Below are 22331 nucleotides of genomic sequence, written 5' to 3'. Positions count from 1 at the left end.
AAGTTCCAAGCTCTAACATGGTCCGCTGAATTTTCAGGAGAAATCCATGACCGAGACGCTACCGCCCCTTCATTCCGGCCTGCCCTTTCCGGATATCAGCCCGGTGATCTTCTCCATCGGCCCGCTGCAGGTGCATTGGTACGGGGTGGGCTATGTCGTCGGCATCCTCTTTGCCTGGTGGTACGGCAAGCGCCTTCTCTCCACCCCGCGCCTCTGGCGGCATGACAAGGCGCCGATCGAGCCGGATGCGCTCGATGATTTCGTGCTGTGGGCGGCGCTCGGCGTCGTGCTGGGCGGGCGCATCGGCTATGTGCTCTTCTATAATTTCGATTATTACCTCGCCAATCCGCTCTCGATCCCGGCGGTGTGGGATGGCGGCATGTCCTTCCACGGTGGCTTCCTGGGCACCACGCTTGCCATGATCCTCTTCGCCCGCTCGCGCGGCATCGGCATCTGGAGCATGTTCGACACCATCGCGGCGGGCGTTCCAGTCGGGCTTGGCGTTGTCCGCATCGCCAATTTCATCAATTCCGAGCTATGGGGCCGCGTCAGCGACGTGCCTTGGGCGGTCTATTTCCCCAATGGCGGCCCCCTGCCCCGTCATCCAAGCCAGCTTTATGAGGCGGGGCTGGAAGGTCTGGTGCTCTTCGCCGTCCTTTCGCTTCTCGTCTGGAAAGGCCTCAAGCTGAAGATTCCCGGCTATGTCACCGGCATCTTCGTGACCGGCTATGGCCTCAGCCGCATCTTCGTGGAGTTCTTCCGCGAGCCCGACCCGCAATTGGGTTATCTCTTCGGCGGCTGGCTTACCATGGGCATGGTGCTGTCGGTGCCGATGGTGCTGATCGGCCTCTGGGCCATCTGGCGCGCAAAGCGGGCCGCTCGGGCATAGGCCATGACCGCGCCCTTGAAACAGCGTCTCATCCGGCTCATCGAAGCATCGGGACCGATCAGCGTCGCCGAATATATGGCCGCCTGCCTCGGTGATCGCGAGGCTGGCTATTACACGACGCGCGAGCCCTTCGGTCGCGAGGGTGACTTCATCACCGCACCAGAGGTCAGCCAGATGTTCGGCGAGCTTGTCGCCGTCTGGTGCATCGGCGCATGGCAGGCCTTTGGCAAGCCCGCAAACACCGTGCTCTGCGAGATCGGCCCCGGACGCGGCACGCTGATGGCGGACATGCTGCGCACGCTGCAAAAACTCGCCCCCGCCTTTTACAACTCGGCCCGGATAGCCATGGTCGAGACCAGCCCGCGCCTCATCGAAATCCAGCAGCAAAAGCTGAAAAGCCATGCGGTGTCCATCGACTGGCACAATTCGTTTGATGAAATCCCCGATGGCCCGCTCATCCTCGTCGCCAACGAGTTGTTCGACGCGCTGCCGATCCGCCAATATGTGAAACTGAATGGCCGCTTCGTCGAGCGCCTCATCACAGTCGCAGATGGCGAGCTATGCTTCACCGCGGGCGCCGGCTCCATCGACCCCGCGCTCCTGCCCGCCGGCTACGAGACCGCCCCTGAAGGCACCATATTCGAAGCCGCTCCTGCCCGCACCGCACTGATGCAAGAGATCGCCGAGCGCATCGCAGCCACGCAGGGCGCGGCGCTCCTCATCGACTATGGCCATCTCGAAGCGGGCTTCGGCGATACGCTGCAGGCCATGTCCAGACATAGATTCGCTGACATATTCGAAAGTCCCGGCGAGGCCGACCTCACCAGCCATGTCGATTTCGCCGCTCTGGCACAAACCGCCCGCGCCTGCCACTGCCGCACGGGTACGATGACGCAAGGCGAATTCCTGCTCGCCATGGGCCTCCTCGACCGCGCCGGAAAACTTGGTGCAGGCAAGGACGAGGCCGCGCAGGAGCAAATCCGCAGCGATGTGGAGCGGCTTGCGGGGCCGGGCGAGATGGGCACGCTGTTCAAGGTACTGTGCGTGAGCGATTGGGAGAGGCGGGTTTTTCCGTTTGACCAATAGAAGCTCCCTCCTTCCCCCTTGCGGGGAAGGTGCCCGCGTCGGCGGGCGGATGGGGGTGGTGACGTTTGTGCTTTTGCTGACGAACGTCGCGCAAACGTCACCACCCCCACCCGACCCTTCGGGCCACCCTCCCCGCAAGGGGGAGGGAAAGCGCGAGGCTGTTGACATCCCCGCCCCCCTCGCTCACCATCGCCGCACTTTTGAGGAGCCTGCCATGCTGACCAGAGACCGCCCTGCCCCGATCCGCTCGCCGCTGCTCGACGCAGGGCGCGGCCAGGGCATCGTGCACGGCTTCTTCACCCGCCAGGGCGGCGTTTCGGAAGGTATCTACCAAGGCCTCAACATCGGCGCCGGCTCTAACGACGCGCCAGAAAATGTCGCGGAAAACCGCCGCCGGGTGGCCGAAACCTTGGGCGTCGCGCCGCAGAATCTTCTGACCGTCCATCAGGTGCATTCCCCCGATGTCGTCAGTGTCACCGGCCCGTTTGCGGGCGAAAGGCCGAAGGCGGATGCCATGGTCACCAATGTCCCCGGCATTGCCATCGGCGCGCTCAGCGCAGATTGCGGGCCGGTGCTCTTCGCCGACCCTGAGGCGCGCGTCATCGGCTCCGCCCATGCGGGCTGGCGCGGCGCCCTCGACGGCGTATTGGAGAATACCGTCGAGGCGATGATCCGGCTCGGCGCGGAGCGCTCGCGCATCCTGGCCGTGCTGGGACCCACGATCGGGCCGGAGAATTACGAGGTGGGGCCGGAGTTTTTTGCGCAGTTCGTCGCCCGCGATTCTGCCTACGAACGCTATTTCCGGTCGTCCGCCCGGGAAAACCATCACATGTTCGACCTATGGCGCTTCATCCTCGACCGGTTGAAGATGACTGATGTCAAGGCCGAAGGTTTGAACGAATGCACCTATGCGGATGAGGCGCGGTTCTTTTCCTACCGCCGCGCCACCCACCGCGGGGAACCGGATTACGGAAGACAGATTTCTGCGATAGCCATTACAGAATAGGGGAAAAGGGATGGGCCTTCATTTCGAGCCGGAGGAATACACCGCGCGGCTGGACCGTCTGCTGCTGAAAATGGCGGAAGACAAGCTCGACGCGCTGCTCCTGTTTTCGCAGGAGAGCATGTACTGGCTGACCGGCTATGACACATTCGGCTTTTGCTTCTTCCAGTGCCTGGTGGTGAAGGCCGATGGCTCCATGGTGCTGATGACCCGCTCGGCAGATCTGCGCCAGGCGCGTCATACCTCCAATATCGACAATATCGTGCTGTGGACCGACCGGGAAAACGCCAATCCCGCCGCCGACCTTCGCAATCTTCTCAATGATCTCGATTTGCTCGGCAGCCATATCGGCGTGGAATACCAGACCCATGGCCTGACCGCCGCCAATGGACGGAAGCTCGACGAGCAGCTCAGCACCTTCGCCAAGGTCAGCGATGCCTCGGGCGTCGTCAGCCGCCTGCGGCTTCTGAAAAGTCCGGCGGAAATCGCCTTTGCCCGCGAGGCCGCTAACTTGAGCGACGATGCGCTCGACGCGGCGCTCGACATCACCAAGGCCGGCGCCAGCGAAGCCGATATCCTCGCCGCCATGATGAGCGCCAATTTCAAGGGCGAAGGCGACTTTCCGGCCAATGAATATATCATCGGCTCGGGCCCCGACGCCCTGCTCTGCCGTTATAAGGCCGGGCGGCGCAAGCTGACGAAGAACGACCAGCTGACCCTTGAATGGTCCGGCGTCTACCGGCACTATCATGCGCCGATGATGCGTACTGTCCTGACCGGCAAGCCGTCCAAGCGCCATCTGGAACTCTATGACGCTGCCCGCGAGGCGCTGGAGGCGGTTGAGGCGACCTTAACCCCGGCCCACACCTTCGGCGACGTGTTCGATGCCCATGCCAAGGTGCTGGAGGCCCATGATCTGACCCGCCATCGGCTTAACGCCTGCGGCTATTCGGTCGGCGCGCGTTTCACGCCCTCATGGATGGACCCGCAAATGTTCTATTCCGGCAATCCCGAGCGGATCGAGCCGGATATGACGCTTTTCGCCCATATGATCATCATGGATTCCGACAGCGGCACGGCCATGACTCTAGGCCGTACCTACCTGACCACGAGCGCGGCGGCCGAGCCGCTTTCGCGCCATTCGCTCGACCTGATTGTCAAGTGAAAAGGAATCCGGGTAAGTTGCCTGCCGGGTGGGGTAAATAAGGGCGGAACAATACCGCGTGTTAGGGAGCAAGCGTCTAAAACATGAGAAAACAGTTCCCTTCGATTGTCTTGCTGCTCGCCGGCGCGCTCGCCGGGTGCAACAGCACGGAAGCGACCCTGTCGTCGGTGCCGGGTTCTGATAACACCGCCTCCGCAGCCGCGTCCTCCGCAACGGTCACAACGGCAACGGCGGGAGCGGTTCAAACCGCAGGCGCGCCGCAGGCCGCGGGCACGCTGCGCCTCGACAAACTTCAGATCGCGCCAGTCGTCGGAGCGCCCGTCAGCGCGGTCACGCCGCTGTCGCAGCGCCTTGCGGCGGATGCCAAGGCCAAGGGCGTCACCCTCGCCGCCGCCACCGAGGCGGGGCAGGCCTATGTCATGAAGGGCTATTTCTCCGCCATGGCCGAAGCCGGCCAGACGACCGTGCTCTATGTCTGGGACATCCTCGACCCCGCCGGCAACCGCCTTCACCGCATTCAAGGCCAGGAAAAGGTCCCCGCCGCCGCGCCCGACACCTGGAGCGCGGTCCCCGCCTCCGCTATGGAAGCCATCGCCGACCGTACCATGCAGGAGTATTCCACCTGGCTGGCGGCAAACCGGAAGCCGACATGAAGGCGGGCGGTTAGGCTTCAGGCGCGGTTCGGACGGAATCGGCGATGAGCGTGTCGGGGTTTTTGCTGCCCTTCGTATGCCGCCCCAAGATCTGGCGAATCCCTTCCTTCGTGAAGGGCTGCGCCAACTGCGCCATAAACCCCCGCGCAATCTGCCCCTTGATGCCGATGTCAGTGGAAGACGCGCGATCGGGATTATAATACGTGCCGAACAACAGGTCGAAGAGGACGATATTCTCGCCGTAATTCGTATTGCCTTCGCGAAGCTCCTTCGAATGATGCCACCGGTGCAGACGCGGCGTGCTGAACACAAAATCGAAAGGGCCGGTTTTCATCTCGACATTGCAATGCGTGAGGATGCCGATGAATGCGGTGACGGCACCGAGCCACAGGAACATCTCAAGAGGCGCGCCCAGAAAATACAGCGGAATCTGGCTGAGCGCGACCTTGAACAGCGAGTCGACGACATGGAAACGTCCGGTATTGACCACCCAGAGGCGGGTCACGCTGTGGTGCAGCGCATGGAAGCGCCAGAAGAACAGCTTTTCATGCGCAATGCGATGCGACCAGTAGAGGCCGAATTCCGCGATCGTCACAGCCAGTGCGACCTGCGCTACCATTGGCAGCCCGGTCGGCCACAGATTGAACTGGAGGGCTGAGATCGTGTGCAGGAAACCAGCGGCGAGCATCGGGAAAATGGCGCCCAGGAGAGCGAATATCTGCAAACTACCCTTGGTGAGCAGCGTATGTCCGATATCGTTCACCGTTTCCCCATCCGGCTGCAGCCAGCTTCCCTCATAGGGAATGAGACGTTCGAGAAAGAACAGGAAGGTAACTTCCCCCGCATAGACAGCCGAGAACGCCGCTATGGGATGATTGCTGGCGAAAGCAAAATAGGCACCGGCAAGACCTGAAAAGAAAACCAGCGGCCACGCGCAATAAGAGAGAATGGATTTCACTTCCGTTAAATTCGGCATGGATTTCGATACCCTGACAGAAAATGGCACCGGCTGAACCCAGGTGGATGATAACATAGCCAGCATTATGGACAACCGCACCGGTGGCGTGTCCCTTTGGGCACTTTTCAGTGATTGTTAGCCACATACCACGATTGCGTGCTTGCATTCAGCCGGACTCGCGGTAAAACGCCGCTCATCCGAGGGACGACCAGCCAGGGATCGATCAGGCATGAAACTTTTCGCGGGCAACTCCAATCGTATGCTGGCTGAAGCCGTAGCGAAATATCTTGATATCCCCCTGGGCAAGGCCAGCGTACGGCGCTTCGCCGACCAGGAAATCTTCGTCGAAATCCAGGAAAATGTGCGCGGCGAGGACGTTTTCGTTCTGCAATCCACCTCTTACCCGGCGAACGATCATCTGATGGAAATGCTCATCATGATCGACGCCTTCCGCCGCTCCTCCGCCCGCCGCATTACCGCCGTCATGCCCTATTTCGGCTATGCACGGCAGGATCGGAAGGCCGGTCCGCGCACGCCGATCTCGGCGAAGCTGGTGGCCAATCTCATCACCGAAGCGGGCGCGAACCGCGTTTTGACCCTCGATCTCCATGCCGGCCAGATCCAGGGTTTTTTCGATATCCCGACCGACAACCTCTATGCCGTACCGGTCATGGCCCGCGATATCAAATCGCGCTATGCGCTGGATAATATCATGGTCGTATCCCCTGACGTGGGCGGTGTGGTCCGCGCGCGCGCGCTTGCAAAGCGCCTCGATGATGCGCTGCTCGCCATCGTCGACAAGCGCCGTGAGCGGCCGGGTGAATCGGAGGTCATGAACGTTATCGGCGATGTGCGCGGCAGGGACTGCCTGCTCTACGACGACATCGTCGATTCCGGCGGCACGCTCTGCAACGCGGCGGAAGCGCTGCTCGCCAAGGGCGCCAACAGCGTCACTGCCTATATCACCCACGGCGTACTCTCGGGCGGCGCGGTCGCGCGTATCACCTCGTCCAAGCTCAAGGAGCTCGTCATCACCGACTCCATCCAGCCCACTGCCGCCATCCTCGCCGCGCCCAATATCCGCGTGCTGTCGATTGCGGATTTGATTGGTGAGGCGATTTCGCGAACCGCTTCGGAAGAGTCGGTGTCGAGTTTGTTTAATTAAAGATGGAAGCGTCGGCGGGACAGCGCCCCCCTCTGCCCTGCCGGGCATCTCCCCCGCAAGGGGCGAGATTACGACGTCATTTCCGTTTCCGCTAATCGCGAGTGTTGAAAGTCAAGAGCCATCATTTGATGAAGGCCCCCCCCCCCTTGCGGGGGAGATGTCCGGCAGGACAGAGGGGCGCTGTCCCGCCGCCCATCTCAATTTAGGATAAATCCTACTCCGCCGCCGCCCTCTCCTCTCCCGCCTCATCAGGCGCGTTGGGATCGCCCGGAGCGGTCTCGCAGCCCAGATCCGGAAACGCAGCAATACGCTTCCCCGTAAAATCCGTGCGCAAGACCAACAGCCCCCTCTCCTCGAAATAAGTCAGCAGCCGCCGCGCGCGGCTGATCGAATGGGTGCCATAGGCGCGCGCCAGCGCCGCATCGGAGGGGCATGGCGCGCCTTTCACCGCCGCCTGCGCGACGATGAGGAACACGCCCTGCACATCATCGGTGAGCGTCGCCGAGAGATTGAGCGCCTCCTGCCACGTCTTGCCGGCCGCGGTTTCGCTATCGATATTGGCCTGCGCCAGCGCCAGCCGGCGGCGGAAGGCTGGCAGCGCCAGCGGCTCGCCCGGCACGCGATGAATGCGGCAGCGCACCAGAAAATCCTGATAAAGCACGGCGACGGAGCGGAACGCCGCTTCCGGGTCCTCGATGATCTCGCGCATCACCTTGTCGAGCAGAGTCTCACGTTCCGCCTCAACGAGACCGGGGAATAGCGGCTCCACAGGGGCTTCCGGCTCCGTCTTTGCCTTGGTCAGTTGCGCGAGGATTTCCGTGGTCGAGAGCGGCGGCGGGGCGACGGGCGCGCGGCGCACCACCGGACGGATTTCCTCGGGCGCAGGCGTGAAGATGAGTTCGCGCGCATCGTCAGGCGCATCCGGCAATGGCATCAGCTTCGGGCTTGAAGAACGGGCGGAGGTTTCCACCGTGCCGATCTTGATCGGCAAGGGCCGCCGCGCCAGCGCGGGCCCAAGCGCCACGAAATGCCCGCGCTGCAGGTCGCGGAACATTTCCGCCTGCCGTCGCTCCATGCCGAGCAGGTCTGCGGCGCGCGCCATGTCGATATCGAGGAAGGTGCGGCCCATCAGGAAGTTGGAGGCCTCCGCCGCTACATTCTTGGCAAGCTTCGCCAGTCGCTGCGTGGCGATCACCCCGGCAAGGCCGCGCTTGCGCCCCCGGCACATCAAATTCGTCATCGCGCCCAGCGAGAGCTTGCGCGCCTCGTCCGACACCTCGCCGGCGGCGGCGGGCGCGAAAAGCTGCGCCTCGTCCACCACCACCAGCATCGGATACCAGTAATCGCGATCCGCATCGAACATGCCGCCCAGGAAGGCGGCGGCGGCGCGCATCTGCTGTTCGACATCGAGACCCTCGAGATTGAGTACGACAGAAACGCGGTGCTGACGAATGCGCGCCGCAATGCGCGTCAGCTCGCCCTCGCTGCGCTGGGCATCCACCACGACATGGCCGAAAGCATCGGCGAGCGTGACGAAATCGCCCTCGGGATCGACGATGCATTGCTGCACCCAGGAAGCGCTCTGTTCGAGCAGGCGGCGCAGCAGATGCGACTTGCCGGAGCCGGAATTGCCCTGCACCAGCAGGCGCGTCGCCAGCAGCTCCTCCAGATCGAGCATGGCCGCGGTCCCGCCGGACGTGGTTCCCATGTCGATGCCGACCTTCATCCTGCCTCCTGAAATTGCTGATTTTGCAGACTGCGCGAACGGACGGGAATCATCCGCCGCAACGCCAACGGGTTAAAACACGTCACGCTTCCTTTAGCACCCCCCTATCCGCCGATGCGCCTTTTCTATCGCGAAACCCACAACAAGGTGCGGGTGTGAAATATTCTATCGCTGGCGCGAGGCACCAATCGCAAGCTGAGGAACAGGGCTTTTACGAGGGCTGGGGCATAACCCTCGACCAACTCGCAGCCTGTGAAGGAAAGAAACGTAGACTCACGCTGTCACGCTACGCCCCGCTTCGATATTTTCACGGGGCGGCTAGCTATCGCGACATGGCCCGCAGCCGTTCTGCCTTTGCATATTGTCGGGGCGACTGGCCCATAATGCGCTTAAAAGCCGTGTTGAAGGCCTGCTCGGATGCGTATCCAAGCGAAGCCGAAATATCTGCCATCGTCTCCCGGCCTTCCACCAGCTTCGCTGCGGCCGTCATCATACGCCAGCGCGCCAGGTAGGAAATCGGCGTCTCGCCGACACGGTCCCGGAAATGATTGGCAAAGCTGGTGCGGGACATCCCGGCTATCCGCGCCAGTTCCTCCAAAGTCCAGGGACGCGAGGGGTTGGAATGGATCGCCCTTATGGATAGCGCCAGCCGGGGGTCGGCGAGCGCCGTGAACCAGCCAACCGTGCCCTCGGGCGCATTCTCCAGAAACAGCCGCAACGCCTGGGCGAGCATCATATGCGACAGGTTCTGCGCGATATGAAAAGCGCCCGGTCTCGGCTCGCGCAACTCATTCATCATCAACTCAATGAAAAGCCTGAGTTTTGCCCGGTCGTCCGATGCCTCAACGCGAATCAGCGATGGAAGCGCCTGCAGCATAAGCTCTGCATGGCGGCCATTGACTTCAAACCGGCTGCCAACCAGAAAGACATCCCCTCCCCCATTGTAGACGACCGTCCCTCCGCTTCGGTCTGGCGCAAGCGTCTCGCTCGCGCGTTTCGGCTCAGCGTTGAGGTCGCTCGCAATAACAGCCGGACGGCCAGTGGGTAGGACGAAGCACTCCCCCGCTTTAAGCTGCACGGCTTCGAAGCCCTCCATGGCGAGCCAGCACTCACCTCTCAGCACCGCATAGCATTTTATTCGTCCGGCTAGGTCGTCCAGGAGCAGCGCCCAAGACCCGCCTGCATCAAAGCCCGCGGTGATATAGCTTTCGGGTTTCAGGAGGGCGAGCATTTCTGAAAGCGGGTCATCCAAACAGCACCTGTACGATTGCGAACAAATTACGGATTTACGCATATAGATCGTGCAAATCATTTTGCCTACAAGAGGGTTATTGAATGTAAAGACGGAGTTGAGAACAATGAAAGCTGCCGTGATCGGTTCATTCGGCACGCCCCCATCGTTTCAGGATTTCAAGGAGCCTGAAGCTGGCGATGGGGAAACCATCATAACCGTCGAAGCTGCGGCTCTAAGCCCAATCGTCAAGGCGCTCGCCGCCGGCAAGCACTATGCGAGCGGCCCAACGGCAGGGTTCGTGCCAGGAGTGGACGGGGTCGGGATCGACGCTGAGGGAAAACGGGTTTACTTCCTCTTCCCGAAGGCGCCGTTCGGCTCCATGGCCGAGCAATCTCTTGCCTTTCGCGCCATGACCACCCCTGTGCCGGACGAGCTTGCCGCCGACCGTGCCGCCGCCATCGTCACCGGCGCATTGGCCTCCTGGGTGGCGTTCACCCGTCGCGCCAGGCTCGTGAAGGGCGAGACGGTGCTGATAACAGGCGCGACCGGTTCATCGGGCAGCATGGCTGTTCAGACCGCAAGGCACCTTGGCGCCAGCAAGATCATCGCTGTTGGCCGCGATAAGTCAAAGCTCGACCGTCTTGATGCCGATGTTAAAATCCCGCTCGGTGAGGATGCGGACATCGCGCTTCGGGATCAGTTCGACCAAGGTGTCAACGTCGTTCTCGATTTCGTCTGGGGCGAGCCGGCCAGCCGCGTGCTGCGGGCGGCAACCAGGAATCGAGGCTCCAGAACCGGCGAGCCGAGGCTGCGTTATGTTCAACTCGGAACCATGGCAGGCGACGAAATTCTCATCCGCGGCGATATGCTGCGCAGTTCAGGGCTTGAACTGATGGGCAGCGGCATCGGCAGCGTGGCCGTCACCGATCTTCTCGCTGGCGCGGGCGAGGTCCTCGCGGCTGCCCGGGAAGCCGGTTTCGACACGCCCTTCGAAAGCGTCTCCCTTTCCGCCATTGCAGAAGCATGGAACGGTAGCGCCGATACGAGATACATTCTCAAGCCGTAATCCAGCTCCGGCATGGGCATCTGGCGGGTATATTCCATACCCGCCAGATGCCAGAAGCGCGCATACAAGCTCAATGCGGGCTCGCCGTGGGACGGATGACAACCTCGCTCACATCGACATCTTCCGGCTGCCCGATCGCATAGGCGATGGCGTTGGCCACGGCCTCGGCGCTGATCGTGATGGCGCGAAACGCGACCATTGCTTCCTGCGAGCCGGGATCGGTGATCGTATCGGCCAGTTCCGAAGCCGTCGTTCCCGGTGAGATCACCGTGACGCGGATACGGTCCGTCTCTTGCCGCAGCCCGTCCGAGATCGCCCGCACCGCGAATTTGGTGGCGCTATAGACCGCGCAGGTCGGCCAAACCCGATGCCCGCCGATGGAGGAAAGATTGACGATCTGCCCGTGACCCTGGGCATTCATCAGCGGCAGCGCCGCGGCGATCCCGTAAAGCACGCCCTTGATGTTGACATCCACCATCCTGTCCCACTCATCCACCTTGAGGGCTTCAAGCGGCGACAGCGGCATGATGCCCGCATTGTTGACGAGAACATCCAGCCTGCCGAACTCCTCATGGGCGTAGCGGGCGAAGGCGGCCATATCCGCGCGCTGCGTCACGTCCAGTGACTTGGCGCGGGCCGATCCGCCATTTGCGCCGATCTCATCGGCCAGACGCTGCAGCCGGTCGGCCCGGCGCGCGCCGATCACCACATGCGCCCCGGCGGCTGCTAGAACACGGGCCGTGGCCTCGCCGATACCGCTGCTTGCGCCAGTGATGGCGACGACTTTTCCTGCAATTCCCTGCATATTGGTCTCCTTGATGAATTGGGTGTTACTGCTGGTTCGCGGGCGAAGCGTCGCCGAAGCGGCGGGCAGCAGGGTTCGTCTGCTTGACGGTGCCGGTCGAAGCCGGGGCGGTGTAGTCGACATTCTGCTGCGCGCGAGGCGTGCTCTCGCCCGCATAGAGGTTATCGGGCGTACCGACGGAAGGGTTTTCCGCAAATGCGGCGCCTGCGCTCAAAGCAAACGCGACTGCGGTGAGAAAGATCTTGTTCATGGCGATGTTCCTTGATTGTCTGGATTTGCTAAGAATTACCGGCGGCGCAGGATCATGCCGCCGTGGTGAAGGGTGTTCAGGTCCACGAAATCGCCGTCGGCGGTAAAGCCGGTGTCGTCCCAATATTCGATATGGGTGCCGGTCACCTCGTATCGGCCCTGATAGGCGCTTTCCCGCCTGCCGCGCGCTTCGTCATAGCGGCCGTTGGGCAGAAGCTCGTGGCGGACATGGCCGTCATCGGTCACCCACATGCCGACATAGGGGTGTTCGGCCGAGGCATTGGTTTCTTCCGCGCCGGCCGATTGTCCGAGCAGGGCGACGGCTACAAGTGTGGCTAAGGGCTTTGTCATCTTCGATCTCCTGATTGTCGTTCCGGACCCGGCGCTCCATCGCCGCGTCCTGTGAGAGAAAACATAGGCCCCTCCTCTGGCGCGATCTACTTGCCAATCCACGATAGGCTGGTTAGTATCTCTAACCAATGATGGACGATTTCGAAGGCGTTTCGGTATTTCTGGCGGTCGCGGCGGCGCGGAATTTCCGCGTGGCGGGCGAGCGGCTTGGCGTTACCCGCTCCGCCGTAAGCCAGGCACTGCAGCGTCTGGAGGACCGGATCGGCGTGGCACTCGTGCAGCGCACCACCCGCAGCGTCCGGCTGACCGAGGCAGGAGAGCTTTTTCTTGAACTGGTGCGGCCCGCCGCGGGCGATGTGCTGGAAGCCGTGCAGGCCGTCCGCGATATGCAGGCCCGCCCGACCGGGCTGCTCCGTATCGCCTCCTCATCCATCGCGGAGCGCTTCATATCTGGCCCGCTTCTGGCGGGTTTCATGGCTGCTTACCCGGATATCAGGCTGGACATTACGATCACCGATGAGGAGTTCGATATCGTCGAGGAGGGCTTCGACGCCGGCGTCCGGCTGGGCGAAGTGATCGAGCAGGACATGATCGCCATTCCCGTCTCGCGGGAACAGCGGCAAGGCCCGGTGGCCTCGCCGGACTATCTTGCCCGCCATGGCGCGCCGGAACATCCGCGCGACCTCTTGGACCATATCTGCATCGGCTGGAGGCCAAGGCCGGACGCGGCGCCCTATCGGTGGGAATTCACCGAGAACGGCCGCGATTTCGACATCGCCGTCGACCCGGAGATGACGACCAACGATATGGGCATGATGGTCCGCATGGGCCTTTCCGGCGCGGGCATCACCTTCGGCATGTACGAGACCTTCGAGCCCTACTTCAAGCGCGGCGAACTGGTTCCCCTTCTGGAGGAATTCTGTTCCCCCTTCGCCGGCTTCTATCTCTATTATCCCCGCCGGCACCGGCAGCCATTGAAGCTGCGGGCTCTGGTCGACCATATCAGGACTTTCCGGAAGGATTGACCGGTCACCCTAACTTGCGCGCTTGCTGCCTTTCCGTTATAGAGCCGCCATCCGTGTAGACACCCTTGGAGGCAACACGGAATGGGGCGGTTCCGGTCGTTCCATGCTTTCCCAATTGGAAAGTCTCTCCATACAACCTCGAAAGGAAATGCCATGAGCAAGCCATACGAGCTCAAGGCCGAGGCGCGCGAACGGGTCGGTAAGGGGTCCGCCCGGGAACTTCGGCGCAACGGTAAAGTGCCTGCCGTCATTTATGGTGACAAGCAGGAACCTGTCTCCATCGCCCTGTCCTACAAGGACATTTACTACAAGATTCACGGCGGCGGCTTTAAGACGACGATCGCCACGATCGATGTCGACGGCAAGAAATATCAGGTTCTGCCGAAGGACTACCAGCTCGATCCGGTCAAGGATTTCCCGATCCATGTCGATTTCCTGCGCGTGTCGGAGAAGTCGGTCGTCCACGTCAACATCCCCGTGCACTTTATCAATGACGAAGCGGCTCCGGGCATCAAGCGCGGCGGCGTGCTCAACATCGTGCGCCACGACATCGAAGCGACCGTTCCGGCCAACGCGATCCCCGATTTCATCGAAGTCGACCTGACCGGTCTCGACCTTGGCGATTCCGTCCACATCTCGGCGGTGAAGCTGCCGCAAGGCGTGACGCCGGTCATTCAGGATCGCGACTTCACCATCGCGACCATCGCTGCTCCGGCTGGCCTCAAGTCTGAGGAAAATGCGGAAGCTGCTGCGGAAGCCGCGACGGAAGAGAAGGAAGGCGAGTAATCGTCTTCTAAATTTTAGGGGGCTCGAACCATGCTGCTCATCGCAGGACTTGGCAATCCGGGCCCCCGCTATGCGAAAAACCGACACAATATCGGTTTCATGGCGGCGGATGAAATACACCGCCGCTTTTCCTTTTCGCCCTGGCAGAAGAAATTCCAGGCCGAGATCGCCGATGGCATCATCGGTGGCGAAAAAGCTATCCTCATCAAGCCGCAGACATTTATGAACCTTTCCGGCCAGTCGGTCGGCGAGGCCATGCGCTTCTACAAGCTTTCCCCGGCCGATCTCATCGTCATCTATGACGAGCTCGACCTCCCCCCGGCCAAGCTGCGCGTCAAGACCGGCGGCGGCTCGGGCGGCCACAACGGCATCAAATCCATCGACGCCCATTGCGGCAAGGAGTACCGCCGGGTACGCCTCGGCATCGGCCATCCCGGCGCGAAGGAGCTGGTGCATAATTACGTGCTCGGCGATTTCGCCAAGGCGGACAGCGAATGGCTGGACCCGCTGCTCGGCGCACTGGCCGACAACGCCGATCTGCTGGTGAAGGGCGACGACAACGGCTTCATGAGCCGCATCACCCTGGCCATGGGCGGCGGCGAGCGGAACGCACGCAAACAGGCTGAGCCCAAGGCGCAAAGCCACATCCGCCAGGCCCGCCCGGCCAAGCCGGCAGTCAATATTCCCGAGAGCGGCCCTATGGCCGACATGCTGAAGAAGCTGTTCGGCAAGAAAGATTGACGTTCAACTTTAGCGCCCGTATCTTACGAATACACGAATTTCGCGTGTTTGCGAGGCTGCGATGAAGAAGATCACAATCTCCATGGATGACGAATTGGCGCAGCGCATCAGCGAAGCTGCCGCCAATGCGGGGAAAAGCATTTCCAGCTATCTTGCTGACGCAGGCAAGGAAAAATTGCAGGCGGAAAACCAACATTTGGATGGCAATGAGCGTCGTCGCCGGCAACGTGAAGCGTTGCAAAGAATTTACAGCGGTCCGATGTGGGATGTAACGGAAAACGGTCGCATGCCTACCTCCGAGGAACGTAATGCCCTGCGTTAAGGTTTTCGTGAGGTCACGATGAAGAACGTTACTATTTCCCTGAATGACGAGTTGGAGCGGAAACTTCGCGCCCGTGCCGCCAAGGCGGGCAAGAGCATGTCACGTTTCATTGCAGAAACACTGGAAGAGCGGACAGTGGCAAAGCCTATCGCGCATAAAGCCTCCAATCTTCAATTGGAAGCGATAGAGCGCTTCCTCGCAGGCCCTAGATGGGATGTCCTGACCGACGGACGTATGCCTACGTCGGAAGAGCGCAATGAGCGCTGATTGCTTCATTGACGCGAATGTTCTTCTTTATGCACGTCAGAAAGAGATAACGCCGAAAGTCGAGAGAGCCATCGCATGGCTACGGTTTTTGGCTAGCGCCCAACGTGACTGTACCAATCTGCAAGTTCTGAATGAAATGACGCATGTCCTTCTGCGGAAGCGAAAGGATTTGACAACGCACGAAGTATTCGTCGCCATTGATGAATTGCGCCCCTTGGGAACCGCGCCGATCTCTGAAGATATCGCTATGTTAGCCCGCCGGTTACGCCTGACTACATCCTACTCCTGGTGGGACTGCCTGCTCCTCGCCTCCGCGATTGACCTGAAATGCCGATACTTCCTTTCCGAGGATATGCAGGACGGCCAAGCAATTGAAGGCTTGACGATCATCAACCCTTTCCTGCACACAGCGGACAAAATTCTCGCTTAAAGCATGGTCCCGAACCGAAGGTCAGCGTCAGCAAAAAGTTGCAGACTTTTCGGACAAGATCATGCGGCTAAAACAAAAGACAAGGAACGGACAAGATGGGCTTCAAATGCGGCATTGTCGGCCTGCCGAATGTCGGCAAATCGACGCTTTTCAACGCGCTGACCAAGACGGCGGCGGCACAGGCCGCGAATTATCCCTTCTGCACCATCGAGCCGAACACCGGCGAAGTAGCGGTACCCGATCCGCGCATGAAGGCGATTGCGGGCATCGCCAAGTCGCAGAACATCATCCCGACGCGCATTTCCTTCGTCGACATTGCCGGTCTCGTGCGCGGCGCGTCGAAGGGCGAAGGCCTCGGCAACCAGTTCCTCGCCAATATCCGCGAAGTGGACGCCATCGTCCATGTGCTGCGCTGCTTCGAAGATGACGACATCACCCATGTCGAAGGCCGCATCGATCCGGTATCCGACGCCGAGACGGTCGAGACCGAGCTCATGCTCTCCGACCTCGAGAGCCTCGAACGCCGCATCGTGCAGATCCGCAAGCGCGCCACCGGCAAGGACAAGGAAGCGATGACCGTCCTGCCGATGATGGAGCAGGCGCTGGAACTGCTCCAGAATGGCAAGCCGGTACGTATGCTGCTGAAGGGCATCGCTCCGGAAGACCTCACCATCCTGCAGGGGCTGAACCTCCTGACCTCCAAGCCCGTACTGTATGTCTGCAACGTCGCCGAAGGCGACGCGGCCAAGGGCAATGCGCACACCGAGGCCGTCGCGGCCATGGCGAAGGAGCAGGGCGCGGAAACCGTCATCATTTCCGCCGCCATCGAGGCGGAAGTGGCGCAGCTTGCCGATGAGGAAGCCAAGGAATATCTGGGCGCCATGGGCCTTGAGGAACCCGGCCTCGACCGGCTGATCCGCGCCGGCTACAAGCTTCTCGACCTCATCACCTATTTCACCGCCGGCCCCAAGGAAACCCGCGCCTGGACGGTTCAGCGCGGCACCAAAGCCCCGCAGGCGGCGGGCGTCATCCACACCGATTTCGAACGCGGCTTCATCCGCGCCCAGACCATCGCCTATCAGGACTATGTCACGCTCGGCGGCGAAGTCGCGGCGAAGGAGGCCGGCAAGGCCCGTGACGAAGGCAAGGAATATGTCGTACAGGACGGCGATGTGATGCTGTTCAGGTTCAATACCTGACCCATCAAGCCGTGGGAGGAGGCGGAATATGGCTGTAAAGCACTATGCCTATGAGGACTTCACGGTAGGGCTGGAACTGCCGCTCGGACCGAAGCAGGTGACGGCGGACGAGATCGTCGCCTTCGCCCGCGAGTTCGATCCCCAGCCCTTCCACCTCGACGAGGCCGCCGGAAAGGCAAGCATCCTTGGCGGCCTCGCCGCTTCCGGCTGGCACACCCTTTCCATGCTGATGCGCATGATGTGCGACGCCTATATCACCGGCTCCACCTCGCAAGGCGCACCCGGCGTGGATTTCGCCAAATGGAAAAAGCCGGTGCTGGCGGGCGACACACTCACCGGCACGACTAGGGTCGTTGACCGCCGCCTCTCCCGCTCGAAGCCCGGTCTCGGTCTCGTCACGCTGCATCATGAATTGCTCAACCAGCGCGGCGAAAGCGTCTGTGAGGTGCAGCACGCCGCCATGTTCCTGCTGCGCGACCCGCAAAGCGCAACCATGGAGCACGCGCGATGAGCCTTCTGGAAGAACAGATCGGCGTCGAACAGACCATCGGCAGCTATACATTCAGCGCCGAGGACATCATCCGCTTCGCCACGCTCTACGACCCGCAGCCCTTTCACATCGACCCGGAAGCAGCCAGGAACAGCCATTTCGGCGCCCTCTGCGCCTCCGGCTGGCACACCACCGCCGTCTGGATGAAACTCAATGTGCAGTCCATAGGAGAAGCGCTGAAAGAGGCCTATGCGCACGGCGAACCGCTCCCCGTCTTCGGCCCCTCGCCCGGCTTCGAGAACCTGAAATGGCTGAAACCGGTCTATGCCGGCGACACCGTCACCTATAAGCGTACCATCAAGGCAATCCGCCCCCTCGCCTCCCGTCCCGGCTGGTCGATGCTGACCATGCATTCAGAGGCCTTCAACCAGGATGGCGTGAAGGTGCTGGAGTTCGATAGCGCGGCCTTGGTGAAGGTGTGATGATTATTTCACAATAAGCGGGATTGCAGCCAGTATAATGCCGACAGCGGCGGTAACAATCCCGCCCGTAATAACGGTCATCTTCAGCATTTGTGCATCTGTCTTGAGCGAAAGAGCGTCTATCGAAGCCCGCAACGTAGACTCCGTGGTTTTCAACTCGCTTTTAAATTCTGACCGGACAGACTGTATCTCATGCCGAAGCGCGGTTTCCGTCGCTTACAATTCGCCTCGCAAAGCCTGCAAGTCGCTCCGCAATGCAGTCTCTACCGCCTGCAAGTCGCTCCTTGTGGCAAGCTCCGGCATGATGTAATCCCGTGCGGCAAAAGACAGTGCATCGGCCTGTTCTTGCGTGAAGCCATCCTTGCGTAATTGATGGCTGTATCCAAGTGTATCAAATGCACCTGCCATATCAAAGCCCCCCGGCTTGCCGTTACAACCCCATTATATGTGATCTCACCTGCAGGTCTTTTTCAATCCCCCAATCTCTTCGACCGATCCTATGCCTCACTTCCCCTCGAACGCCACCAGCGTCCGCACCGTCACACCAAGCGCTTCCAGTTTCTTGCGGCCTCCAAGGTCCGGCAGGTCGATGATGAAGCAGGCGGCGACGATGTCCGCGCCCATCTGTTGAAGCAGCTTGGCCGCGGCTTCCGCCGTGCCGCCGGTGGCGATGAGATCATCGATCAGAATGACCTTGTCGCCCGGCGCGATGGCGTCGCGATGCATTTCCATTTCGTCGATGCCATATTCGAGGCTGTAAGCGATGCGCACCGTATCATGCGGCAGCTTGCCCTTTTTGCGGATCGGCACGAAACCGGCCGAAAGCTGATGCGCCACCGCGCCGCCAAGGATAAAGCCGCGGGCTTCGATGCCGGCCACCTTATCCACCTTGGCTCCTGCATAGGGATAGACGAGCTCATCCACGGCCCGCCGGAATGCTCGCGCATCGCCCAGCAGCGTGGTGATATCCCGGAACATGATGCCGGGTTTCGGATAATCCGGGATCGTGCGGATGGAATCTTTCAATGTCTCGCGCAGCACCGGGTCCATCGTGTTTCCTTTCATAGCGTCGCCATCGGACGCAAATCATATCGCCCCAAAGAAAAGGGCGCCACCGGCGCCCCTTCCCATGATTCATATACAGGATTTAAGTCTGGCATGATCCCGAAAAGTTATAGACTTTTCAGATGAGATCACGCGACCCGACTGTTAGTGCGGAACATTCGCCCAGACACGGCGCTTAACGAGATAGACCATCCCGGCGAAGAGCACCAGGAACACCATCACGCGGAAGCCGGTCTGCTTGCGCGCTTCCAGATGCGGCTCAGCGGCCCACATCAGGAAAGCCGAGACGTCGCGCGAATATTGGTCCACCGTCTGCGGCGCCCCGTCGTCATAGGTCACCTGCCCGTCTTCGATCGGCTTCGGCATGGCCAGCGACTTGCCGGCGATGAAATACGGGTTGTAATGCGTGCCCTCGGGGATCTGCATCCCCTCCGGTGGCGTATGGCCATAGCCGGTCAGAAGCGCATGGATATAGTCCGGCCCCCCTTCGGCATATTGCGTGAAGATGTCGAAGATAAAGGTCGGAAAGCCGCGCTCCACCGCGCGCGCCTTGGCGATCAGCGAAAGGTCCGGCGGCGCCGCGCCATTGTTCGAAGCCGCCGCCGCCTGTTCGTTCGGGAATGGAGACGGGAAATAGTCGGTCGGAATGCCCTTGCGGGTGAACATTTCGCCGCTGTCGTTCGGTCCGTCCTGGACTTCATACTCGGCGGCGAAGGCCTTGACCTGGTCTTCGGTATAGCCAAGCTCGGTCAGGGAGCGGAACGCCACCAGGCTCATCGAATGGCAGTTGGCGCAAACTTCCTTGTAGACCTTGAGGCCGCGCTGCAGCTGCCCCTTGTCATAGGTGCCGAAGGGGCCCGCGAAGGACCAATCTTCCTGCGTTGGCTTCTGAATGGGGAAATGCGTCGGCTCCGCCGCATTGTGCTCTTCGCCTTCTGCGAAAGCACCGCCGACGGCAAGCATGAAGCCCAGGCCGAGCGTGGCGAGACCGGTGAGGATCGTTTTCATGGGACAGTCCTTATCTCTCTCGTCGCTCAAGCCTGGACCGGTGATGATACAGCCCCGGCGCCCTTGTTCTTCTCCAGCACCGCTTCGGTGATCGAGTTCGGCAGCCGCTTCGGCATCTCGATCAGGCCGAGAACCGGCATGATGATCAGGAAGAACGCGAAGTAATAGAGCGTGGCGACCTGCGCCATGGCGACATAGACACCCTCCGCCGGGCGCGAGCCGAGCCAGCCGAGCAGGATGGCATTGGCTACGAACAGCCAGAAGAACAGCCTGTACCACGGGCGGTAGACCGCAGAGCGCACCTTGGACGTATCGAGCCACGGCACCAGGAACAGGATGGCGATCGAGCCGAACATGGTGAGCACGCCGCCAAGCTTGGAGTCGATCGGCCCGATATTGAAGGTGATGGCGCGCAGCATCGCGTAGAACGGCAGGAAGTACCATTCCGGAACGATGTGCGCCGGCGTCTTCATGGAATTGGCCGGAATGTAATTGTCAGGATGGCCGAGATAGTTCGGCAGGTAGAAGATGAAATAGGCGAAGAGAATGAAGAACAGCACCATGGCGAAGCCGTCCTTGACGGTCGCATAGGGCGTGAACGGCACTGTGTCCGTCTTCGTCTTCACCTCGATGCCGGTCGGGTTCGTCTGGCCGGTCACATGCAGCGCCCAGACGTGCAGGATGACGACGCCCGCAATCATGAACGGCAGCAGATAGTGCAGCGAGAAGAAGCGGTTGAGCGTCGGATTGTCCACCGCAAAGCCGCCCAGCAGCAATTGCTGGATCGGGTCGCCGATAACGGGGAAGGCGGTGAAGAAGCCGGTGATCACGGTCGCGCCCCAGAAGGACATCTGGCCCCAGGGCAGCACATAGCCCATGAACGCCGTCGCCATCATCAGGAGATAGATGATCACGCCCAAAATCCACAGCAGCTCGCGCGGCGCCTTGTAGGAGCCGTAGTAAAGGCCGCGCATGATGTGGACATAAACCGCGATGAAGAACATCGACGCGCCATTGGCGTGCATGTAGCGCAGCAGCCAGCCATAATTGACATCGCGCATGATCTTTTCGACCGAGTTGAACGCGATACCGGAGTTGGCTGCATAGTGCATGGCCAGCACCACGCCGGTCAAAATCTGCGAAACCAGCATGATCGCCAGAATTCCGCCAAACGTATAGGCATAATTCAGATTGCGCGGAACCGGATAGGCAATGAAGGAATCATAGACGAGGCGCGGCAGCGGCAGCCTTGCGTCTATCCATTTTTCGATGCCGGTGCTCGGCGTATAGGTGGAATGTCCGCCACTCATATTGTGTCTCCCCAAAGCCCTACATTAGCCGATTTTAATGTGCGTATCTGAAATAAACGCATACGGCGGAATGTGCATATTCTCCGGCGCCGGACCTGAGCGGATGCGCCCGGACGTATCGTAGGTCGAGCCATGGCACGGGCAGAACCAGCCGCCATATTCCCCCTGCTCGCCCAGCGGAATGCAGCCGAGATGGGTGCACACATTGATCATGATGAGCCAGTTTTCCTTGCCCTTGCCGGCGGAGCGGTCAAGGTCGGTCGCCTGCGCGTCGGAAGGCAGGTTGGCGTTGCGCGCAATCGGATCCTTCAGGGCGGAGATCGGCGTATTGGCCGCATCCTCGACTTCCTTCGGCGTGCGGTTGCGGATGACGATCGGCTTGCCGCGCCACTTGACCGTCAGCGACATGCCCTCGGTGACCGAGGAGATATCCACCTCGATCGAGGCCGCCGCCAGCGTGGAGGCATCCGGTTGCATCTGGTCGATGAAGGGCCAGGCCAGGCCGGCCGCCCCGACAGCCCCCGCCATTCCGGTCGCTATATAGAGAAAATCACGCCGTGTCGGCTCCGCCGTATCGTGTGCGCTCACGAGACCCATCCTTTCCTTCACTCCCGCGGGGTTCCGCACCCCCTCATGAGAACGGCCCATGGCGAATGGGCCGACGGATTCCCCCGGCATGTTGCGAGGTTTTCTAGGCGTGATACGGAAGCTTGTCCAGACGGCGGAACGGTGGGACGGCACGATGTCGCAGGCTATTCTTAAGGAAAACGCGCGACTCGGACAGCAAGGCCGGCGGCGCTGCCATATAATACGGGATCGATAACTGCGCTGGCTCAAACAATATCGATATTATTCA

Annotated in this window: 27 protein-coding genes; 16 read left to right on the top strand and 11 right to left on the bottom strand. The window is 61.0% G+C overall.

Annotated elements, in window-relative coordinates:
- The first annotated feature begins 46 nt into the window (after positions 1-46).
- The 5 genes from lgt to ACOWVG_RS12785 all read left to right on the top strand — a co-directional run bounded on the left by lgt (position 47) and on the right by ACOWVG_RS12785 (position 4796).
- On the top strand, positions 47-889 hold the full coding sequence (lgt, locus tag ACOWVG_RS12805) for a prolipoprotein diacylglyceryl transferase (RefSeq protein ID WP_420962615.1): 843 nt from the start codon (positions 47-49) through the stop codon (positions 887-889).
- A gap of 3 nt (positions 890-892) precedes the next feature.
- Positions 893-1975: a class I SAM-dependent methyltransferase gene (locus ACOWVG_RS12800; RefSeq protein ID WP_420962614.1), complete on the top strand. Its 1083-nt coding sequence runs from the start codon at positions 893-895 to the stop codon at positions 1973-1975.
- A gap of 214 nt (positions 1976-2189) precedes the next feature.
- The gene (pgeF, locus tag ACOWVG_RS12795) at positions 2190-2981 is read left to right on the top strand and encodes a peptidoglycan editing factor PgeF (RefSeq protein ID WP_420962613.1); all 792 of its coding nucleotides are present in this window, start codon (positions 2190-2192) and stop codon (positions 2979-2981) included.
- 10 nt (positions 2982-2991) lie between these two features.
- The gene (locus ACOWVG_RS12790) at positions 2992-4143 is read left to right on the top strand and encodes a M24 family metallopeptidase (protein ID WP_420962612.1); all 1152 of its coding nucleotides are present in this window, start codon (positions 2992-2994) and stop codon (positions 4141-4143) included.
- Between the two features lie 83 nt (positions 4144-4226).
- A complete protein-coding gene (locus tag ACOWVG_RS12785) occupies positions 4227-4796 on the top strand; it encodes a hypothetical protein (protein WP_420962611.1) in 570 nt (189 codons plus the stop codon).
- Positions 4797-4806: 10 nt separating this feature from the next.
- Here ACOWVG_RS12785 and ACOWVG_RS12780 read toward each other — a convergent pair whose 3' ends face one another.
- Positions 4807-5772 (bottom strand): sterol desaturase family protein, encoded by a 966-nt coding sequence (locus ACOWVG_RS12780; protein ID WP_420962610.1) that lies wholly within the window; start codon positions 5770-5772, stop codon positions 4807-4809.
- 211 nt (positions 5773-5983) lie between these two features.
- On the opposite strand from ACOWVG_RS12780, the gene ACOWVG_RS12775 reads away from it, so the two are divergent.
- Positions 5984-6919, top strand: coding sequence for a ribose-phosphate pyrophosphokinase (locus ACOWVG_RS12775; RefSeq protein ID WP_420962609.1), 936 nt, complete (start codon positions 5984-5986; stop codon positions 6917-6919).
- 214 nt (positions 6920-7133) lie between these two features.
- Here the strand turns inward: ACOWVG_RS12775 and ACOWVG_RS12770 are convergent, their stop codons facing one another.
- Entirely contained in the window at positions 7134-8645 is a 1512-nt protein-coding gene (locus tag ACOWVG_RS12770) for a helicase HerA domain-containing protein (protein ID WP_420962608.1), read from the bottom strand.
- A gap of 322 nt (positions 8646-8967) precedes the next feature.
- Positions 8968-10035: an AraC family transcriptional regulator gene (locus ACOWVG_RS12765; RefSeq protein ID WP_420962607.1), complete on the bottom strand. Its 1068-nt coding sequence runs from the start codon at positions 10033-10035 to the stop codon at positions 8968-8970.
- On the opposite strand from ACOWVG_RS12765, the gene ACOWVG_RS12760 reads away from it, so the two are divergent.
- A complete protein-coding gene (locus ACOWVG_RS12760; RefSeq protein ID WP_420962606.1) occupies positions 10004-10945 on the top strand; it encodes a quinone oxidoreductase family protein in 942 nt (313 codons plus the stop codon). The two genes, ACOWVG_RS12765 and ACOWVG_RS12760, sit on opposite strands and share 32 nt — an antisense overlap.
- Before the next feature lie 70 nt (positions 10946-11015).
- On the opposite strand, the gene ACOWVG_RS12755 is transcribed toward ACOWVG_RS12760, so the two are convergent.
- Genes ACOWVG_RS12755 through ACOWVG_RS12745 form a run of 3 tightly spaced genes read right to left on the bottom strand, consistent with a single transcriptional unit; the run spans position 11016 to position 12350 of the window.
- Positions 11016-11750 carry an SDR family oxidoreductase gene (locus ACOWVG_RS12755; protein WP_420962605.1) on the bottom strand — a complete coding sequence of 245 codons (735 nt, stop codon included), beginning with the start codon at positions 11748-11750 and terminating at the stop codon, positions 11016-11018.
- A 25-nt stretch (positions 11751-11775) separates the two neighbouring features.
- Complete coding sequence (locus ACOWVG_RS12750; RefSeq protein ID WP_420962604.1) at positions 11776-12000, bottom strand: hypothetical protein; 225 nt, start codon at positions 11998-12000, stop codon at positions 11776-11778.
- Positions 12001-12035: 35 nt separating this feature from the next.
- Positions 12036-12350, bottom strand: a complete 315-nt coding sequence (locus ACOWVG_RS12745; RefSeq protein WP_420962603.1) for an Atu4866 domain-containing protein — start codon at positions 12348-12350, stop codon at positions 12036-12038.
- A 128-nt stretch (positions 12351-12478) separates the two neighbouring features.
- Here ACOWVG_RS12745 and ACOWVG_RS12740 point away from each other — a divergent pair, with 128 nt between their 5' ends.
- The 9 genes from ACOWVG_RS12740 (at position 12479) to ACOWVG_RS12700 (ending at position 18092) form a co-directional block, all read left to right on the top strand.
- On the top strand, positions 12479-13375 hold the full coding sequence (locus ACOWVG_RS12740) for a LysR family transcriptional regulator (RefSeq protein ID WP_420962602.1): 897 nt from the start codon (positions 12479-12481) through the stop codon (positions 13373-13375).
- Positions 13376-13528: 153 nt separating this feature from the next.
- Entirely contained in the window at positions 13529-14161 is a 633-nt protein-coding gene (locus tag ACOWVG_RS12735; protein ID WP_420962601.1) for a 50S ribosomal protein L25/general stress protein Ctc, read from the top strand.
- A 30-nt stretch (positions 14162-14191) separates the two neighbouring features.
- Positions 14192-14902: an aminoacyl-tRNA hydrolase gene (gene pth, locus ACOWVG_RS12730; protein WP_420962600.1), complete on the top strand. Its 711-nt coding sequence runs from the start codon at positions 14192-14194 to the stop codon at positions 14900-14902.
- A gap of 61 nt (positions 14903-14963) precedes the next feature.
- The gene (locus tag ACOWVG_RS12725; RefSeq protein WP_420962599.1) at positions 14964-15224 is read left to right on the top strand and encodes a hypothetical protein; all 261 of its coding nucleotides are present in this window, start codon (positions 14964-14966) and stop codon (positions 15222-15224) included.
- 18 nt (positions 15225-15242) lie between these two features.
- Positions 15243-15491: a hypothetical protein gene (locus ACOWVG_RS12720; RefSeq protein WP_420962598.1), complete on the top strand. Its 249-nt coding sequence runs from the start codon at positions 15243-15245 to the stop codon at positions 15489-15491.
- Positions 15481-15921: a PIN domain-containing protein gene (locus ACOWVG_RS12715; protein ID WP_420962597.1), complete on the top strand. Its 441-nt coding sequence runs from the start codon at positions 15481-15483 to the stop codon at positions 15919-15921. Before ACOWVG_RS12720 ends, ACOWVG_RS12715 begins: the two co-directional genes overlap by 11 nt.
- A 95-nt stretch (positions 15922-16016) precedes the next feature.
- Positions 16017-17120, top strand: coding sequence for a redox-regulated ATPase YchF (gene ychF / locus ACOWVG_RS12710; RefSeq protein ID WP_420962596.1), 1104 nt, complete (start codon positions 16017-16019; stop codon positions 17118-17120).
- A gap of 28 nt (positions 17121-17148) precedes the next feature.
- A complete protein-coding gene (locus ACOWVG_RS12705; protein WP_420962595.1) occupies positions 17149-17631 on the top strand; it encodes a MaoC family dehydratase in 483 nt (160 codons plus the stop codon).
- Positions 17628-18092 carry a MaoC family dehydratase gene (locus tag ACOWVG_RS12700; RefSeq protein ID WP_420962594.1) on the top strand — a complete coding sequence of 155 codons (465 nt, stop codon included), beginning with the start codon at positions 17628-17630 and terminating at the stop codon, positions 18090-18092. The genes ACOWVG_RS12705 and ACOWVG_RS12700 overlap by 4 nt, the downstream gene beginning before the upstream one ends.
- Positions 18093-18308: 216 nt before the next feature.
- On the opposite strand, the gene ACOWVG_RS12695 is transcribed toward ACOWVG_RS12700, so the two are convergent.
- The 5 genes from ACOWVG_RS12695 to petA all read right to left on the bottom strand — a co-directional run bounded on the left by ACOWVG_RS12695 (position 18309) and on the right by petA (position 22063).
- A complete protein-coding gene (locus ACOWVG_RS12695) occupies positions 18309-18500 on the bottom strand; it encodes a hypothetical protein (protein ID WP_420962593.1) in 192 nt (63 codons plus the stop codon).
- Between the two features lie 96 nt (positions 18501-18596).
- Positions 18597-19142 (bottom strand): adenine phosphoribosyltransferase, encoded by a 546-nt coding sequence (locus ACOWVG_RS12690; protein WP_420962896.1) that lies wholly within the window; start codon positions 19140-19142, stop codon positions 18597-18599.
- Between the two features lie 159 nt (positions 19143-19301).
- Positions 19302-20165, bottom strand: a complete 864-nt coding sequence (locus ACOWVG_RS12685; RefSeq protein ID WP_420962592.1) for a cytochrome c1 — start codon at positions 20163-20165, stop codon at positions 19302-19304.
- Between the two features lie 26 nt (positions 20166-20191).
- Positions 20192-21475, bottom strand: coding sequence for a cytochrome b (locus tag ACOWVG_RS12680; RefSeq protein WP_420962591.1), 1284 nt, complete (start codon positions 21473-21475; stop codon positions 20192-20194).
- A gap of 24 nt (positions 21476-21499) precedes the next feature.
- The gene (gene petA, locus ACOWVG_RS12675; RefSeq protein ID WP_420962590.1) at positions 21500-22063 is read right to left on the bottom strand and encodes a ubiquinol-cytochrome c reductase iron-sulfur subunit; all 564 of its coding nucleotides are present in this window, start codon (positions 22061-22063) and stop codon (positions 21500-21502) included.
- Positions 22064-22331 lie beyond the last annotated feature (268 nt).

Source organism: Brucella sp. IR073 (assembly GCF_049065735.1).
Lineage (GTDB): Bacteria > Pseudomonadota > Alphaproteobacteria > Rhizobiales > Rhizobiaceae > Paramesorhizobium.
This window is presented reverse-complemented; position numbering and strand designations above follow the sequence as displayed.